13 protein-coding genes are annotated in these 15484 nt (G+C 64.4%); 11 read left to right on the top strand and 2 right to left on the bottom strand.

The window, feature by feature from the left end:
• Window positions 1-44 precede the first annotated feature (44 nt).
• From WS96_RS00800 to WS96_RS00745, 11 genes are all read left to right on the top strand, one after another.
• Window positions 45-1199: a flagellin gene (locus WS96_RS00800; RefSeq protein ID WP_034209592.1), complete on the top strand. Its 1155-nt coding sequence runs from the start codon at window positions 45-47 to the stop codon at window positions 1197-1199.
• 132 nt (window positions 1200-1331) lie between these two features.
• On the top strand, window positions 1332-2840 hold the full coding sequence (gene fliD, locus WS96_RS00795; protein WP_059829938.1) for a flagellar filament capping protein FliD: 1509 nt from the start codon (window positions 1332-1334) through the stop codon (window positions 2838-2840).
• Between the two features lie 25 nt (window positions 2841-2865).
• Window positions 2866-3165: a flagellar protein FliT gene (locus WS96_RS00790; protein ID WP_034209594.1), complete on the top strand. Its 300-nt coding sequence runs from the start codon at window positions 2866-2868 to the stop codon at window positions 3163-3165.
• 255 nt (window positions 3166-3420) lie between these two features.
• A complete protein-coding gene (locus WS96_RS00785; protein WP_059829936.1) occupies window positions 3421-5775 on the top strand; it encodes an O-linked N-acetylglucosamine transferase family protein in 2355 nt (784 codons plus the stop codon).
• 181 nt (window positions 5776-5956) lie between these two features.
• The gene (locus WS96_RS00780) at window positions 5957-7087 is read left to right on the top strand and encodes a DegT/DnrJ/EryC1/StrS family aminotransferase (RefSeq protein WP_059829935.1); all 1131 of its coding nucleotides are present in this window, start codon (window positions 5957-5959) and stop codon (window positions 7085-7087) included.
• Entirely contained in the window at window positions 7077-7787 is a 711-nt protein-coding gene (locus WS96_RS00775; protein WP_059829933.1) for a WbqC family protein, read from the top strand. Before WS96_RS00780 ends, WS96_RS00775 begins: the two co-directional genes overlap by 11 nt.
• Window positions 7784-8419, top strand: a complete 636-nt coding sequence (locus tag WS96_RS00770) for a class I SAM-dependent methyltransferase (RefSeq protein ID WP_059829931.1) — start codon at window positions 7784-7786, stop codon at window positions 8417-8419. The genes WS96_RS00775 and WS96_RS00770 overlap by 4 nt, the downstream gene beginning before the upstream one ends.
• A complete protein-coding gene (locus tag WS96_RS00765; RefSeq protein ID WP_034209598.1) occupies window positions 8419-9078 on the top strand; it encodes an acetyltransferase in 660 nt (219 codons plus the stop codon). The genes WS96_RS00770 and WS96_RS00765 overlap by 1 nt, the downstream gene beginning before the upstream one ends.
• An 8-nt stretch (window positions 9079-9086) precedes the next feature.
• On the top strand, window positions 9087-10064 hold the full coding sequence (locus tag WS96_RS00760) for a hypothetical protein (RefSeq protein ID WP_059829929.1): 978 nt from the start codon (window positions 9087-9089) through the stop codon (window positions 10062-10064).
• On the top strand, window positions 10055-10759 hold the full coding sequence (locus tag WS96_RS00755) for a phytanoyl-CoA dioxygenase family protein (protein WP_034209600.1): 705 nt from the start codon (window positions 10055-10057) through the stop codon (window positions 10757-10759). Before WS96_RS00760 ends, WS96_RS00755 begins: the two co-directional genes overlap by 10 nt.
• Window positions 10760-11824: 1065 nt before the next feature.
• The gene (locus WS96_RS00745; protein WP_059829927.1) at window positions 11825-12226 is read left to right on the top strand and encodes a hypothetical protein; all 402 of its coding nucleotides are present in this window, start codon (window positions 11825-11827) and stop codon (window positions 12224-12226) included.
• 210 nt (window positions 12227-12436) lie between these two features.
• Here the strand turns inward: WS96_RS00745 and WS96_RS00740 are convergent, their stop codons facing one another.
• Window positions 12437-14380: a tetratricopeptide repeat protein gene (locus tag WS96_RS00740; protein ID WP_059830038.1), complete on the bottom strand. Its 1944-nt coding sequence runs from the start codon at window positions 14378-14380 to the stop codon at window positions 12437-12439.
• A gap of 262 nt (window positions 14381-14642) precedes the next feature.
• A complete protein-coding gene (locus WS96_RS00735; protein WP_059829925.1) occupies window positions 14643-15383 on the bottom strand; it encodes an acetyltransferase in 741 nt (246 codons plus the stop codon).
• Between the last annotated feature and the right edge of the window lie 101 nt (window positions 15384-15484).

The raw sequence follows: 15484 nt of genomic DNA, 5'->3' as shown, positions 1-15484 counted from the left end.
AAAACGGCTTTCCAGGGCTTTCGGCTTACACAGGAGATTTTTCCATGCTCGGAATTAACAGCAACATCAACTCGCTGGTTGCACAGCAGAACCTCAACGGCTCGCAAAACGCCCTGTCCCAGGCCATCACGCGCCTGTCGTCGGGCAAGCGCATCAACAGCGCAGCGGACGACGCAGCAGGCCTCGCGATCTCGACCCGGATGCAGACCCAGATCAACGGTCTGAACCAGGGCGTGTCGAACGCCAACGACGGCGTGTCGATGATTCAAACGGCTTCGAGCGCACTGTCGTCGCTGACGAACAGCCTGCAGCGTATCCGCCAGCTGGCCGTCCAGGCGTCGACGGGCACGATGTCCACGACCGACCAGGCAGCTCTGCAGCAGGAAGTTGCGCAGCAGATCCAGGAAGTGAACCGTATCGCGTCGCAAACGACGTACAACGGCACGAACATTCTCGACGGCTCGGCAGGCATCGTGTCGTTCCAGGTCGGCGCGAACGTCGGCCAGACGATTTCGCTGGACCTGAGCCAAAGCATGTCGGCTGCGAAGATCGGCGGCGGTCTGGTGCAGAAGGGCCAGACGGTGGGTACGGTGACGGGTCTGTCGCTCACGAGCGCCGGCGCATACACCGCTTCGGGCGCGACGATTACCGCGATCAACGTGATTTCGGACGGCCAGGGCGGCTACTCGTTTACGGACCAGAACGGCCAAGGCATCACGTCGGGCGCCGCAACGGCCGTCTTCGGTTCGAACGCAACGGCCGGCACGGGCACGGCAGTCGGCGCACTGTCGCTGCAATCGGGCGCAACGGGTGCGGGCACCACGGCTGCACAACTGACGGCAATCAACAACGCCATCGCCCAGATCAACGCCGTCAACACGCCGAAGACCGTGTCGAACCTCGACATCAGCACGGTCAGCGGTGCGAACGTCGCGATGGTGTCGATCGACAACGCGCTGCAGACGGTGAACAACGTGCAGGCGGCACTGGGCGCGGCACAAAACCGTTTCACGGCAATCGCCACGGCGCAACAGGCGGAATCGACCGACCTGTCGTCGGCACAATCGCAGATCACCGACGCGAACTTCGCGCAGGAAACCGCGAACATGTCGAAGAACCAGGTGCTGCAGCAAGCAGGCATCTCGGTGCTCGCACAGGCGAACTCGCTGCCGCAGCAGGTCCTGAAGCTCCTGCAGTAATCGCGTAGCAACTCACGGCCGGGCCCCGCGTAACGCGCGGCCCGGCCGCAGGCACTTGGCGCGCGGGGCGTTGCTCCGCCGCCAGGTCTTCATCCAGAACTTCCCGGATCACCCGCCGCACGGAGCAACACGATGTCGACGATCAATCCCGCCGTCACCGCCGCCAACAACTCGGCCAACAGCGCGCTGCAGCAAGCCGCCCAATCGATCATCAGCGGTTCGACCGGCAACTCGTCGATGGACGTCAACTCGCTCGTGACGGCACTCGTCAATGCGAAGACCGCCGGCCAGGCCGCCGCGCTCAACGCGCAGCAAAGCAGCGACAACACCCAGATTTCCGCGTACGGCGCGCTGTCGGCCGCGCTGAGCGCACTGCAGGCCAGCCTCACGACGCTGTCGAACGGCTCGCTGCAGAACACCTTCACCGCGACCGCGAGCGGCACCGGCCTCACCGCGACCGCGGGCGCCGGCGCAGTGGCCGGCAGCTATTCGGTCGGCGTCACGCAGATCGCGACGTCGCAGTCGCTGTCGTCGGCCGCGTTCGGCGCGTCGACCGCGCTGGGCACCGGCACGATGACGCTGTCACTCGGCAGCCAGTCGTTCACCGTCGACGTGAACAACACCAACAACACGCTGTCCGGCATCGCTGCCGCGATCAACTCCGCGACCGGCAACCCGGGCATCGTCGCGTCGGTCGTCAACGGCAGCGACGGCGCGCACCTCGTGCTCAGCTCGACGCCGACCGGCGCGGCGAGCACGATCGGCATCGCACTCAGCAACGTCGCGGGCGACAACGGCCTGTCCAGCCTCGGCGTCACGTCGACGGCCAGCACGACGGGCGGCCAGTCGACGATCACGTCCGCGAACGGTAGCGCCGCGTGGAAGCAGAGCACGGCCGCGCAGGACGCCGCGTTCACGATCAACGGGATCGCCGGCACGAGCGCGAGCAACACCGTGACGAGCGCGATCACCGGCGTCACGCTGAACCTGACCAGCGCCGCCGTCAGCGCCACGCAGCCGCAAACGTTGACGGTCGCGACCGACACGAAATCCCAGGCCGCCGCGATCAACAACTTCGCGACGCTCTACAACACGCTCGTCACGACGATGGGCTCGCTGTCGAGCTTCACGTCGGGCGCGTCGTCGCAAGGCCCGCTGCTCGGCGACTCGACGCTCAACACGATCAAGAATGCGCTCGCGTCGATCGTCGCGAGCGGCGTGAACAGCAACGGCTCGACGGTCAACCTCGCGTCGATCGGCGTCACGCTGCAGGCCGACGGCACGCTGAAGGTCGACAGCACCGCGCTCAACGGCGCGCTGCAGAACAATCCGACGGGCGTCGCGTCGCTGTTCAACTCGACGAACGGGATCGGCGAGCAGTTGACGACGAACATCACGAACTACACGAAAACGAACGGGCTGATCGCCGCGCGTACTACCGCGCTCAGCAACGATCTGAAGAACGTCGCTCAGCAGCAGACGACGCTGTCGAACTACGCGGCACAGCTGACCACCCAGTACCAGGCGCAGTTCACCGCGCTCAACACGCTGATGGCGACGATGAACACCAACTCGCAATACCTGACCCAGCTGTTCGGCGGCGCGAACAGCGGCGGCGCGCTGGCGACCAACAAGAGCTGACCGCTAGCCGGACAGGGGAGCCCCGATGGAACAGACCGAACTGATCGCCCGGATCGACGCGCTGACCGACTCGATCGAACACGCGGCCACGATGGCCGACTGGGCCGAGGCCGTGCGCCTCGCCGATGCGCGCTGGCAGCTCGTCGCGCTGCTCTCGACCGATCAGCCGCCCGTCGGCATCGCCGCGATCCGCCGCATGCAGGTCAGCAACGACCGCATCTTCGCCGACGCGCAACGCGCGCAGCAGGAGCTGACCGACGAATACCAGGCGGCGATGAGCCGCGTGCAGGCCGTCGGCCAGTACCAGAGCATCGCGAGCCGTTAAGACGCGCCGCGCGGCGTGCTCGACACGCGCGCGCCGCCCACCCGACAACAAGAACTACACGCTGATGTGAGGGCGTGCTCGTTCGCCTCCCCGCCCGCCTCGTGCGGGCGTTTTTTTGGGTGCCGTCAGGCCGTCACGCCTGCGTCTACGCGACCCAATCGGCGGAATTGGCCGCGCTTTTGACACCATCTCGCCGGTTCGGTGCGGCCACTCGTTACAGATAATGGCAAACACCGAACAACCGCGCCCCTTGCCATGCTCCCACTCGACTCATCCGACCGCGCCACACTCAGCCCGGAGCAGCAGTTCGAGCAAGATATCGCGCTCGTCATGCAGAACGCCATCAAGCACCATCACGACGGCGCATTGAGCGATGCGGAAGCCTTGTATGGCGCGATCCTCGACGCCATGCCGGAACATGCAGACGCGAACCACAACCTCGCAGTACTGCTGGTCGACACCGATCGGCCCGCCGACGCAATTCCGCACTTCGAAATCGCACTGGGAGCGAACCCGGGCAACGGCCAATGCTGGGTCAGCTACATCAACGCGTTGTTCCGGGCAAACCAGACGCCGGCGGCATGGGTCGCCGTCGAAATGGCACAGCAGCGCGGCGTGCACGGCCCCGCCCTGGACGGCCTGATCTCGCAAATGGCCACGCCCACCGTGACGTTCCCGACGGCAGCCGCCGCAGGTCCGGCCGCTCCGGCCAGCATCACGCTGACCATTTCGTCAACGCGGCAACTCGACGAAAGCAAGAAGGAGAACGTGCCCGCGGAGCATGTGCGCAAGGCACCGCTGTCCAGCCTGCGCAAGCACGCCGCCCTCTTCGACAAGCGGCGCTCGGCGGAGGCGCTCGCGCTTGCACGGCGGCTCGTCGCGGACTATCCCGATGACGGCGCGTGCTGGCGCACGCTGGCGGTCTCGCTGTACAAGGAACGGCAATACGTGGAGATGGCGGACGTCGCCTATCGCGCACTCGAAACCCTGCCCGGCGACCTCCTGTTACGCACGCTGCTCGCCGACACGCTGCGCCTCATGACGCGGCACCAGGAAGCGGAAGTCCAGTGCCGCGCGATCATTGCGGCGCAGCCGACGCACATGGAGGCGCACCGCATTCTCGGCATCGCGCTGCACGGGCTGCGACGCCAGCAGGAAGCCGTCGCGGCATGTCGACGCGCCGTGGAACTGGCGCCGCACATGGCACCACCAAACGGCGCACTCGGCTTCGTGCTGCTCGATCAGGGCGCTGCGCGGGAGGCGGTCCCCTGGCTGCGACGCACCATCGAAATCGATCCGAACGACAGCGTGTCGCACAGTTCGCTGCTGTTCAGCCTGATTCACGACGACGCCAACACGCCCGAAATGCTGCTCGACGCGCATCGCGCGTTCGGCAAGCAGCATGAAAGACATGCGTTGCCGAAAAAATACGCCAATTCCCGCGACCCCGAACGCCCGTTGCGGATCGGCTTCGTGTCCGGCGACTTGCTGAACCATGCGGTCGCGCACTATCTGCTGCCCGTCGTCGAACACCTGAGCCGCGACCCGAACCTGTCGCTGCACTTCTACTACAACTTCGTGATCGACGATCACGTCACGGCGAAACTGCGCGCGTACTCCACCACGTGGCGAACCGTAACAGCGCTGAGCGATGCCGCGCTCGCGGAACAGATCCGCGACGATCGTATCGATATCGTAATCGATCTCTCCGGTCACACTGGTCGCAACCGCCTGGTTGCGCTTGCGCGCAAACCCGCACCGTTGCAGGCATCGTGGATCGGCTACCCGGGCACGACGGGCATGCGCACGATCGACTACTACCTGAGCGACGGCGTCGTCACGCCGGCCGGCGAACTGGACGAACAGTTCGTCGAGAAGATCGTGCGCATGCCCGCACTGGCGCCATACGCGCCACCCGCGAACTGCCCGCCCGTCAACGGCTTGCCAGCGCTCCACAATGGCTACGTCACCTTCGGCAGCTTCAACCGGCTCAACAAGTTGCGCCAAGACGTGGTTGCACTGTGGGCCGCAGTGCTGCGCGCGAAGCCTGACGCGCGGATGGTGATCGGCGCGATCGAGCAGGATCTCGATCGCGAGATGATCGCCGGTTGGTTCGCAGCCGAAGGCATCGATCCGGCACGCCTGACCTTCCAGTCGCGCGCGACCATCGCCGTCTATCTGCAGCAGCATCACCATGTCGACATCTGCCTTGACACGTTCCCGTATGCCGGCTCGACGACGACGCTCAACGCGCTGTGGATGGGGGTACCGACCGTGACGATCGCCGGACGATCGATCCCGACCCGAGGCTCATCGAGCTGGCTCAAGCGGGTCGATCTCGATGCCTTCGTCGCATACGACAAAGACGAATTCGTCCGCAAGGCCGTCGCGCTGGCCGGCGACCTCGACACGCTGCAGGCGCTGCGCAGCAGCCTCCGCGATCGCTGCCTTGCATCGGCGCCGTTTCATCCGGACGTCGTCGCGCAGGGGCTGTCGGTCGCGTTGCGAATGATGTGGCGGCGATGGTGCGCGGGCGAAGCACCGGTCTCGTTCGATGCCGTCCTGCCCGACCAGCCACTATCGGCGCACATCGAACAAGCGACCGGCTGAACGGCCTGACAGCCCACGATGCTCGACCGGCCGGCCCGGGGCGGACCATGGCATTCCCGTGAATTGGCTCGCAAACCGCCCCCTGCTCGGTCGATCGCCCGGGCAACACGCGCGCTAGAGTGCACTCACGATCAACGGTGTGCGAATTTGCGCTCGAGACGTACGACTTCGGGAACGCATCATGGACAAGCTCATACCCGTTACACAGCCCTACATGCCCCCACTGGACGAGTTTCTCCCGTATCTGAACCAGATCTGGGAGAGCAAGATCGTCACCAACGGCGGGCGCTTCCATGCGGAGCTCGAGCGAGCGCTGTGCGAATTCCTCGGCGTCGAGCACATTTCGCTGTTTTCCAACGCGACGCTCGCGCTGATCACGGCACTCCAGGCGATGAAAATCACCGGCGAAGTCATCACGACGCCGTTCAGCTTCGTCGCCACGACGCATGCGCTGCACTGGAACGGCATTCGCCCCGTGTTCGCCGACATCGATCCGGTGTCAATGAACCTCGATCCCGGGCGCATCGAAGCGGCGATCACGCCGCAGACCACCGCGATCCTGCCCGTACATGTCTACGGCTATCCGTGCGACGTCGAGGCAATCGAGCGGATCGCCGACACCTACGGCTTGCGCGTGCTCTACGATGCCGCTCATGCGTTCGGCGTGCGGCGCCACGGCCGCTCGGTACTCGAATTCGGCGACATGTCCGTACTCAGTTTTCACGGCACCAAGATCTTCAATACGTTCGAGGGCGGCGCACTCATCTGCCGCGACGCGAAGACGAAGCGACGCATCGATCATCTGAAGAACTTCGGCTTCGTCGACGAAGTAACGGTGATCGGCCCCGGCATCAACGGCAAGATGAACGAGGTACAGGCGGCCTTCGGCCTGCTGCAACTCGAACACATGGACCGAATCGCCGACGGTCGCGCGCGCGTGGACGAGCGCTATCGGACTGCATTTAAAAACGTGCCGGGCCTTCTATTGCCACCGATTCCAGAGCACTGCACGCGCAACCACTCGTACTTTCCGGTGCGCATCACCCGCGACTTCCCGGTAACACGCGACGCGCTCTACGATGCGCTTCGCGCGCACAACGTCGCAGCGCGCCGGTATTTCTATCCACTGATCAGCGAATTCCCGACCTATCGCGGCCTGCCGTCGGCGGTGCGCTCGAATCTGCCCGTCGCCAGCGACCTCTCGCACCAGGTGCTGTGCCTGCCGATCTACCCGACGCTCACCGCGCGCGACCAGGATCGGATCATCGATATCGTGCTGGCCGAGGCAGGTCTGACGCAACATGCAAGCTGAACGCCGGCTGGCCGTCATGCAGCCGTACTTCTTCCCCTACATCGGCTATTTCCAGTTGATGGCCAGCGTCGACACGTTCGTCGTGTTCGACGACGTGAGCTTCATCAATCGCGGCTGGATCAATCGCAATCGCATCAACGTCAACGGTGCGGCACACATGATCACCATGCCGTTGCGGCAGGCCAGCCAGAACCGGCTCATCTGCGATATCGACGTGGCAGACGACGCAAACTGGCGGCCCCGGATCCTACGCACGATCCATCAAAGCTATGCACGCTCGCCGCATTTCTCGCGTGTGTTTCCGGTCATCGAGCGCATTCTGATGCACGACGCACCCAACCTGGCCGATTTCCTCGTGCACGGCCTCTTCGCGCTGCGCGACCACCTGCGGCTCGACACACACATCGTCGCGACGTCGCGACGCTACGAGAACGCATCGTTGAAGGCACAGGCGCGCATCATCGACATCGGTCGGCAGGAGCGCGCGTCTGTCTACGTGAATCCGGTCGGCGGGCAAGAACTGTACGATCCGCATGCGTTCGCCGCCGCCGGCCTGCAACTGAAGCTCCTGACACCCGGCCTCGCGCCGTACACGCCCGTTCGCGGCCCGTTCGTTCCCGCACTGTCGATCATCGACGTGTTGATGTGCAACGACGATGCAGCGATCGACCAATTGCTGGCAGGCGCCACACTGTCATGAAAGACCGTCTCCACACCGCCCTCATCCGTCACTACGAGTCGTGCCTCGAACGCCACGGCGATACGCATCGCGGCGTGGACTGGCCCAACGCCGAGGATGCCACCACACGCTATCGTGTGATGCTCGATCTGGTACGGCCCGGCTCGACGCCCGCCGCGCTGCTCGATTTCGGATGCGGTGCGTCGCATCTGTACCAGTACATGCTGGACCAAGGCATTGATGGGCTGAGCTACGCCGGACTCGATGCGTCTCCGGCGTTCTGCGACCTGTCCCGGCGCAAGTATCCGCACAACGACTACCAATGCGTCGATGTGCTCGCAGAACCCGACCGGCTCGGCGAATACGACTACATCGTGATGAATGGTGTCTTCACCGAGAAGCGCGAGCTCGGCTACGACGAGATGTTCGATTACTTCACGCGCCTGTTACGCGTCGTGTTCCCGAAAGCGCGCAAAGGCATCGCGTTCAACGTGATGTCGAAGGAAGTCGACTGGGAGCGCGACGACCTGTTCCACGTGCCGGTCACGCAGTTGACGCACTTCCTGTCGCGCGAGCTGTCGCGCCACTATGTGCTGCGCCACGACTACGGGCTTTACGAGTACACGACGTACGTGTACAGGGAGCACAACTGATGGCAAACGTCATTCTGTTCGGCCTGCAAGACTATGCAGAACTCGCGCACTACTACCTTCAGCACGATTCGCCGCACACGGTGGTCGCATTCTGCGTCAACCGGCAGTACTTGCCCGAGAGCCGGACGTTCAGGGGCCTCCCCGTGATCGCATTCGAGGACGTCGCCGAGTCCCATCCTCCGGGCGACTTCAGTTTCTTCGCGCCGATGTCGCCGAAGCGGATGAACCGCGAACGCGAGAAGATCTTCAACGACCTCAAGACACGCGGCTACCCACTGATCAGCTACGTGAGTTCGCGCGCCACTGTCTGCCACAACACGATCGGCGAGAACTGCTTCATCCTCGAAGACAATACCCTTCAGCCGTTCACGACCATCGGCAACAACGTCGTGCTGTGGAGCGGCAACCATATCGGCCATCACGGGCGCATCGCCGATCACGTGACGATGACCTCGCACGTCGTCATGTCCGGCCATTGCGATATCGGTGCGTACAGCTTCGTGGGTGTGAACGCCACGCTGCGTGACGGCGTGACGATCGGTGAAGGCACGTTCATCACGATGGCTGCCGCGATCACGAAGTCGACGGAACCGTGGTCGGTATACAAAGGCAATCCCGCGGTCAAACTGGCAATGGCCAGCACTGATCTGAAACTCTAGGAAAACCCATGGCAGGCATACGGTGGGACAAGCAGGGGCTGATCTATAAGCCCGATGCACGGCTGCCCTGGGCGAAATCGCACGCACAAATTCCGACGGTAGCAGGGGGCGACGGCGATACGCTGCAACTGCTGTTCAGCAGTCGCGACGCGGACAATCGCAGCGCGATCGCCAGCATGGCCGTGCGTACAAACGCACCCGCCGAGATCGTGTCGATTGGCCCCGATCCGGTACTGCCGCCGGGTGCGCTCGGCACGTTCGACGACTGCGGCACGATGCCGTCGTCGGTCGTGGAGCACGAAGGCGTCCGCTATCTGTATTACATCGGCTGGAACGTGCGCAATACGATTCCGTACCACAACGCGGTGGGCCTCGCGATCAGTGAGGACGGCGGTCATCATTATCGGAGACTGTTCGAGGGGCCGGTGATGGATCGCACGGCCGACGAACCGCACTTCTGTGGCACCACCTGCGTCCGGATCGAAAACGGCATCTGGCGCAACTGGTACCTGTCGTGCACCGGCTGGACCCTGGTCGACGGCAAGCCCGAAGCGCGCTATCACCTGAAATACGCGGAATCCCGCGACGGCATTCACTGGTCGCGCGGCGGCCGCGTCGCGATCGACTACCTGGACGATCACGAAGGCGGCCTGGCTCGCGCGTCGGTTCATTTCGACGGCACCCGTTACCGGATGTGGTTCTGCAAGCGCAGCCACGACGGGTACCGCGAGCGTTCGTCCGTCAGCTACCGGATCGGCTATGCCGAATCCACGGACGGTATCACCTGGCATCGTCGCGACGAGGAGGCGGGACTCGACGTATCACCGAGCGGGTGGGATGCGTTCATGGTCGCCTATCCCGAAGTCGTGCAGGTCGGCGAGCGCCTGTACATGTTCTACAACGGCGACGGTTTCGGTGCGAGCGGGTTCGGGTACGCGCAAGCGCGGATCGGTAGCGGAATTCAGGGCGAGACAACATGGACGTGATCGCAGGTAACTTTCGCGAACTAGGTTATGCGGTCGTTGCACACAGCACGCTGCAGTCGGCGATGAGCGCCGTGCGGACGAAATTCGAGCAGCACTTCATCCCGAGATTCGGCGACGACACGACGCGCAACCGCAACATCATCAAGCTGCTCGCTGAAGATATCGATGTGAAGCGCTTCTTCTGCTCGCCGGAGCTGGCTGCCGCGCTCGACCGTCACGTCGGCATCGTCATGCCGGTGCAGACGGGCCCGATCGTCACGCACTACACGGCGAACGATCGCATCGGCAACAACTACGGGCTGCCGTATCACCAGGACTGGCCGAGCATGGGGACATCCTCTCGCGGCGTGATCGCGTGGACGTCGCTCACGGACATCCGCCCCGGAGCGCCCGGACTACGCATCGTCCCGGGCAGCCATCGGCGCGGACTGTGGGCGGGAGAACAGACCGACCGCGGCTATGTACTCCACGATCAGGAGATCGATGGCGCCTGCGACCTGGAGATCGACGCTGGCCACGTGCTCTTCATGTCGCCCTATCTCGTGCATCGGACACTCACCAGCGACGCGGTCGACTGGAAACTGTCGCTGTCGTGCCGCTTCGACGATTTCGCGTGCGATCAATGGAGTCACCGCGGGTTCGTGAGCGCTTACCGCACCGCTGTCGACCGGCAAGCCTATCTGTCGGGGTTCTGAGCACGGCACGCGGTGCCGCGGGCCGTGGCGATCGGCGTACGAAGATACAGTTCCATAATCCCGCGTAGTTCTGCACCGGGTGCTTGCTCGCGATGGGCAGACCGAACTCGCCGAGACGGCGCGTAAGCAGATCCATCTTCGCGTCCTCGATCTCGATCCGCAGTTGCCTGCACGCACCCAGGCCCTGCGTCGCATCATCGATGAGCGGGACCTCATGCCCGTCGACGTCGATCGTGACGTACTCGAACCCCGCCGCCATCCGAGCAATCGCTTGCTCGGCGCGAGCCAGCGCAACATGAGTTCGCGCACCGTCGTCTCGATGACGTGCCGATCGAAACCGAACGCTTGCGCGCGAGTCAACGCTTCCTCGCTCACGAGACTTTCAACAGCGACAAACTTCCAGCCATTCATGACGGCCTTGTTCGATTTCATGCATGGCGGGAACGCGTGTCCGCTGCTCCCGATCGGACCTCCCCCGAGAACGCGTTGATTCTAGCGATGCGCGATCGATTCGAAGCGTTGAATCGATTCAGCAAACCCGGGGCAATTCGCGTCGTTCGCGCGAAGAGCCAGCCAGTGCGGGACGGCGAGCACGACCCGCGGCGTGCAACGATCGCTGCTGGGTTACGACATGCCGCGGATTCGAGCCATGCGTTCGGATCGCGGCGGATCGTACCGACGGGCCGTGAACTCGCAGACCGAGACCATCGCTGCGCACCCAATGCCGGCGTGTTCAGACATCGTCAAGATGCGTGCCCGGCCTAAATTCGGTGTCAGACCTGCCGTTATAGCTAAAGCAAGGAAGACGTCATGCAAGAGACAGGCATTCGTCAATTACGACCGCTTGCACATACGCCGGATCCTGCACGGTGGAACGGGGGGCAACGCTTGGCATGAAACGGTTTCATGCCGTACCCGCACGGCCACCGGAACGCATGCCGGGTGTCCGCCTTGCCCCGTCAAGGGTTCATTACAGCGTGCCCGACGCGGGCGAAACCGGCGCCCCGGTGCGTCTCCCACGTACCGGGCAAATATCAATCAACAAACACTGAGAGAACTCAATTCATGCGTAACAAACTGATCACACTTGCGGCCATGGTTCCCCTGATGTGCGACGCAGCGACGAGCGTCGTGATTGACGCGAAGGCCAATTGCCTTTCCAGCTACGTCGGGACCGTATCTGGCGGCACACCGGTCAAACTCACGCTCGCTGGCGGCCGGTATGCAGTTTCGCTCACGTCGAACTCGATGAGTTGCAGCGGCGGCGCGCTGGCGAACGGCTGCAACATCGACACGGCGTTCATGCAAGGTGGCTTCGGCAACATTCGGTGGGGCGGTACGGCCACGGTACGCCCCACCGTCATCGAGATGCCCTCGAGCCTCTCGAACGTCTACGTTTATGTGAGTGACGATTACTGCGGCGACAACTCGGGACAGGCAACGTTGCTGATTCAACCCGCAAACTAAGCAACCCTCGCACGGCTCCGGCGGCCGGGCAGCCTGCCTGGCATCACCGCGATACGAGATGACCCGACCCGTCGAGCCGTGCATGATTCCCACCGTTGTCGATCACCATTGCGCCCGGCTCATCACGTCGGGCGTCGTGCATCGAAGGGCACGTGGGTGGCTTGTACGTGACGATAGTCGGACAAGCGCGCGACCATTTCGGTCATCAGGTCAAGTGGTACGCAGTGTCGCATCCGCGATCACGCGCCCGGCCGCGATATATGCGGCAAACGTCTCCCGCAAGCGCTCAGCCATCTGAATCCAGCTGTCGCCACGCCCGCGCCGGAACAGCCGCACCGTGCCCGGATACCACGGCGAATCCTCACGGTCGTGCATCCACCGCCAGTCCACGTCCTGATTCGGCAGCAACACCCAGCAAGGCTTGCCGAGCGATGCGGCCAGATGCGCGGTCGACGTGTCGACGCACACCACGAGATCGAGTTGCGCGACGATCGCGGCCGTATCGGCGAAATCGTCGATCTCCGAGCCCAGGTGCAGCAACGGCAAGCCGCCCGGCGGATGCCGCGCCTCGTCCTCGCCCTGCCCCTTCTGCAAGCTCACGAAATTCACGCCCGGCACGCTCCACAGCGGCGTCAGCAACGCCAGCGACGGCAGCGAGCGGTGCGCGTCGTTGTGATGCTTCGGATTGCCTTTCCACACGAGGCCGACGCGCGGGCCGGCCGGCAGCGCATCGAGGCGCGCCCCCCAGCGGGCGACGCGCGCCGGCTCGGGAACGAACCGCACCGGCGGCGGGATCGTGTCGAGCGTCGTGCCGGCGTGCATCGGTGCGCTCAACAGGCTCGTCCAGTAATCGAATTGCGCGGCCTGCACGGTGGCCGTCTCGTGATCGAGCACCGCGTCGACGCCGTCGACCGTCTCCATCAGCCGATGCAGCGCCGGCTGGCACGCGAACACCACGCGCGCCGCCTGCCGCGCGCGAAACTCCGCGAAATAGCGGCTGAACTGCAGCATGTCGCCGAGGCCGTCCTCCTGCCAGACCAGCAACGTCTTGCCGGCCAGCGGCTCGCCTTGCCACTGCGCGCATCGCAGCACCTCGCGGGTCCGGCGATGCACGAACGTCGACTGCTCGTAACGGGATTCGTAGCGGTGCCACCCTTCCTCGAACCGTCCGCGGCCGAGCAGCAGCGTCGCCAGCCCGAAGCGCGCGTCGTCGTAGTCGGCGCGCAGCTCGAGCGCGCGGCGGTATGCGCGTTCGGCTTCGTCGAGGCGGCCCGCATGCGCGAACGTCGTGCCGAGGTTGTAGTGCGCTTCGGCCATCTGCGGCGCGAGCGCCAGCGCGTCGGCGAACGCGATGGCCGCTTCGTCGTGGCGGCCCTGCGCACGCAGGACGCAGCCGAGATTGTTGTGCGCCTGCGGCAGGTCCGGCCGGCAGCGGATGGCGTCGCGATAGGCCGCTTCCGCCTCGGGCAGGCGGTCGAGGTTCTGCAGCGCGATGCCGAGGTTGTAATGCGCTTCCGGATGATCCGGACACAGCGCAAGGGTCTGCCGGCTGGCCGCCTCCGCTTCCGGCAGCCGCTGCATGTCGACGAGGATCGCGCCGAGATTCGCGTGCGCGAGTACGTGATCGGCGCGAACGGCGATCGCGAGCCGATACGCGAGCTCCGCCTCCGCCGGCCGGGCCAGGACGCGGAGCAGGTTGCCGAGATCGGTCAGCACATCGGGCGAGCGCGGCTCGATCGACAGTGCCTGCCCGAATGCCTGTTCGGCCTCGTCGAGCCGGCCGAGCGCTTCGAGTACCTTGCCGAGCCGGTGATGGTGCGACGCGCGCAACGGCGTGACCGACGCCAATTGCCGGCGGGCGATCACCTCCGCCTCGGGTAGCCGCCCCTGCGACACAAGTAGCGCGCCAAGTCCTTCGTATGGCGGATCGAACGCCGGCATGGCATCGATCGCGCGTCGCCACCAGGCTTCCGCGTCGGCCATCCGGTTCAGGCCAAGCGCGCACACGGCCGCGACGTGCAGCGCCGCAATGGCCGGCGCGGGCGCATCGAGCAGCGGCGCGACGCGCGACAGCGCGTCGGCAAACCGTCCGTTCTGGCACAGGGCCGCGGCTTGCTGGGCAAGCGCAGATTCGTCGGGGGCTGGCTTCGTCATGAGCGGAGGCTGGGGCGGTTCGTCGCGTCCGGCGGCATCGCGGCGGTACGCCGTGCGCGGGAGTGCGACGCGCGGTTCGCCGTTTTGGCACGGACGGCTTCGCATCACAGGCTACCGAAGCAGATGCGGCTACGGTGCCGCGATTTGAGCTCGTTGCAGGCGGTTGTTCAACCGATTGACCACGTCGTGCAACGCCGGCCATCGCATTGCGGCGCCGCTGCAGGACACGCGAGGCGCGCCGTGAGTCCGGATGATCCGATGCTCAGGCGGGCGTCGTAGCGCTCGGGTCGCGGGACGCACTCATTGCACGATCCTTCGCCTCCTGTAGCGCTGCGAGCGTGTCGAGCGCCCGCCCTTCGTCGGCAGTCAGGTCGATAAGAAACGCATCGTTGTTCTCTTTGATCCAGCCGAGTGGCATATCCCACCACGCGAGTTGCAGCAGTTGTTCGCGCACTTTCTCCGAGAAACGGAAGCGAATCAGGCGCGCGGGCGATCCCGCGTAGATTCCATATGCCTCGGTACGGAAATTGGGCGGAATCACGGCTCGTGCACCGATGACGCAGCCGCTTTCGATTCGACTGCCACCAAGAAACAACGCTTCGTCGCCAATCCAGACGTCGTTTTGGATCACCGTGTCCTGGTATTGCGGCATCGGCACATTTTCAAGGCCATTACCGTAGATGCTGAACAGACTCGTGGAGATGGTTCGCATTTCGTGCTGGCCATTCAACAGGAATCGCAGACGCATTCCGCCGGCAACGTTCTTGCCGATCACAAGTTTCTGATGCCCTTGGTCATACTTAGCGATCGACCCCACACCGAGTCCTGAGCACCGGCCGATTTGAAAGGTGCCGCCCTGGGCCTCTTCATCAAGCCAGTCGCGGAAGAAATTGTTCGGAATGGTCGAAAAGGCACCATCGCGGTAGCCCAGTACGATGAAATGCTTCGCCCACGGATGGTCGGACAGTACACCAATGCAATCGTCGGAGGTCGTAACGTTCATACGCGGTCGCAGGTTTGCCGGCGCAGCGGCTCGATGCCGGGGCCGCCGGGAACAGGATGGGGTAGCCGCGCGGCACATCGGCCGCGATTATGGACGATGCA

The organism is Burkholderia sp. MSMB1835 (assembly GCF_001526365.1).
Taxonomy (GTDB): domain Bacteria; phylum Pseudomonadota; class Gammaproteobacteria; order Burkholderiales; family Burkholderiaceae; genus Burkholderia.
Note: the sequence above shows the minus strand (reverse complement) of the source record. Positions and strands in the feature narration are given on the sequence as shown.

Coding starts and splice junctions, on each gene's coding strand:
- WS96_RS00800 (WP_034209592.1), top strand. CDS start 45: ATGCTCGGAATTAACAGCAACATCAACTCGCTGGTTGCACAGCAGAAC.
- fliD (WP_059829938.1), top strand. CDS start 1,332: ATGTCGACGATCAATCCCGCCGTCACCGCCGCCAACAACTCGGCCAAC.
- WS96_RS00790 (WP_034209594.1), top strand. CDS start 2,866: ATGGAACAGACCGAACTGATCGCCCGGATCGACGCGCTGACCGACTCG.
- WS96_RS00785 (WP_059829936.1), top strand. CDS start 3,421: ATGCTCCCACTCGACTCATCCGACCGCGCCACACTCAGCCCGGAGCAG.
- WS96_RS00780 (WP_059829935.1), top strand. CDS start 5,957: ATGGACAAGCTCATACCCGTTACACAGCCCTACATGCCCCCACTGGAC.
- WS96_RS00775 (WP_059829933.1), top strand. CDS start 7,077: ATGCAAGCTGAACGCCGGCTGGCCGTCATGCAGCCGTACTTCTTCCCC.
- WS96_RS00770 (WP_059829931.1), top strand. CDS start 7,784: ATGAAAGACCGTCTCCACACCGCCCTCATCCGTCACTACGAGTCGTGC.
- WS96_RS00765 (WP_034209598.1), top strand. CDS start 8,419: ATGGCAAACGTCATTCTGTTCGGCCTGCAAGACTATGCAGAACTCGCG.
- WS96_RS00760 (WP_059829929.1), top strand. CDS start 9,087: ATGGCAGGCATACGGTGGGACAAGCAGGGGCTGATCTATAAGCCCGAT.
- WS96_RS00755 (WP_034209600.1), top strand. CDS start 10,055: ATGGACGTGATCGCAGGTAACTTTCGCGAACTAGGTTATGCGGTCGTT.
- WS96_RS00745 (WP_059829927.1), top strand. CDS start 11,825: ATGCGTAACAAACTGATCACACTTGCGGCCATGGTTCCCCTGATGTGC.
- WS96_RS00740 (WP_059830038.1), bottom strand. CDS start 14,380: ATGACGAAGCCAGCCCCCGACGAATCTGCGCTTGCCCAGCAAGCCGCG.
- WS96_RS00735 (WP_059829925.1), bottom strand. CDS start 15,383: ATGAACGTTACGACCTCCGACGATTGCATTGGTGTACTGTCCGACCAT.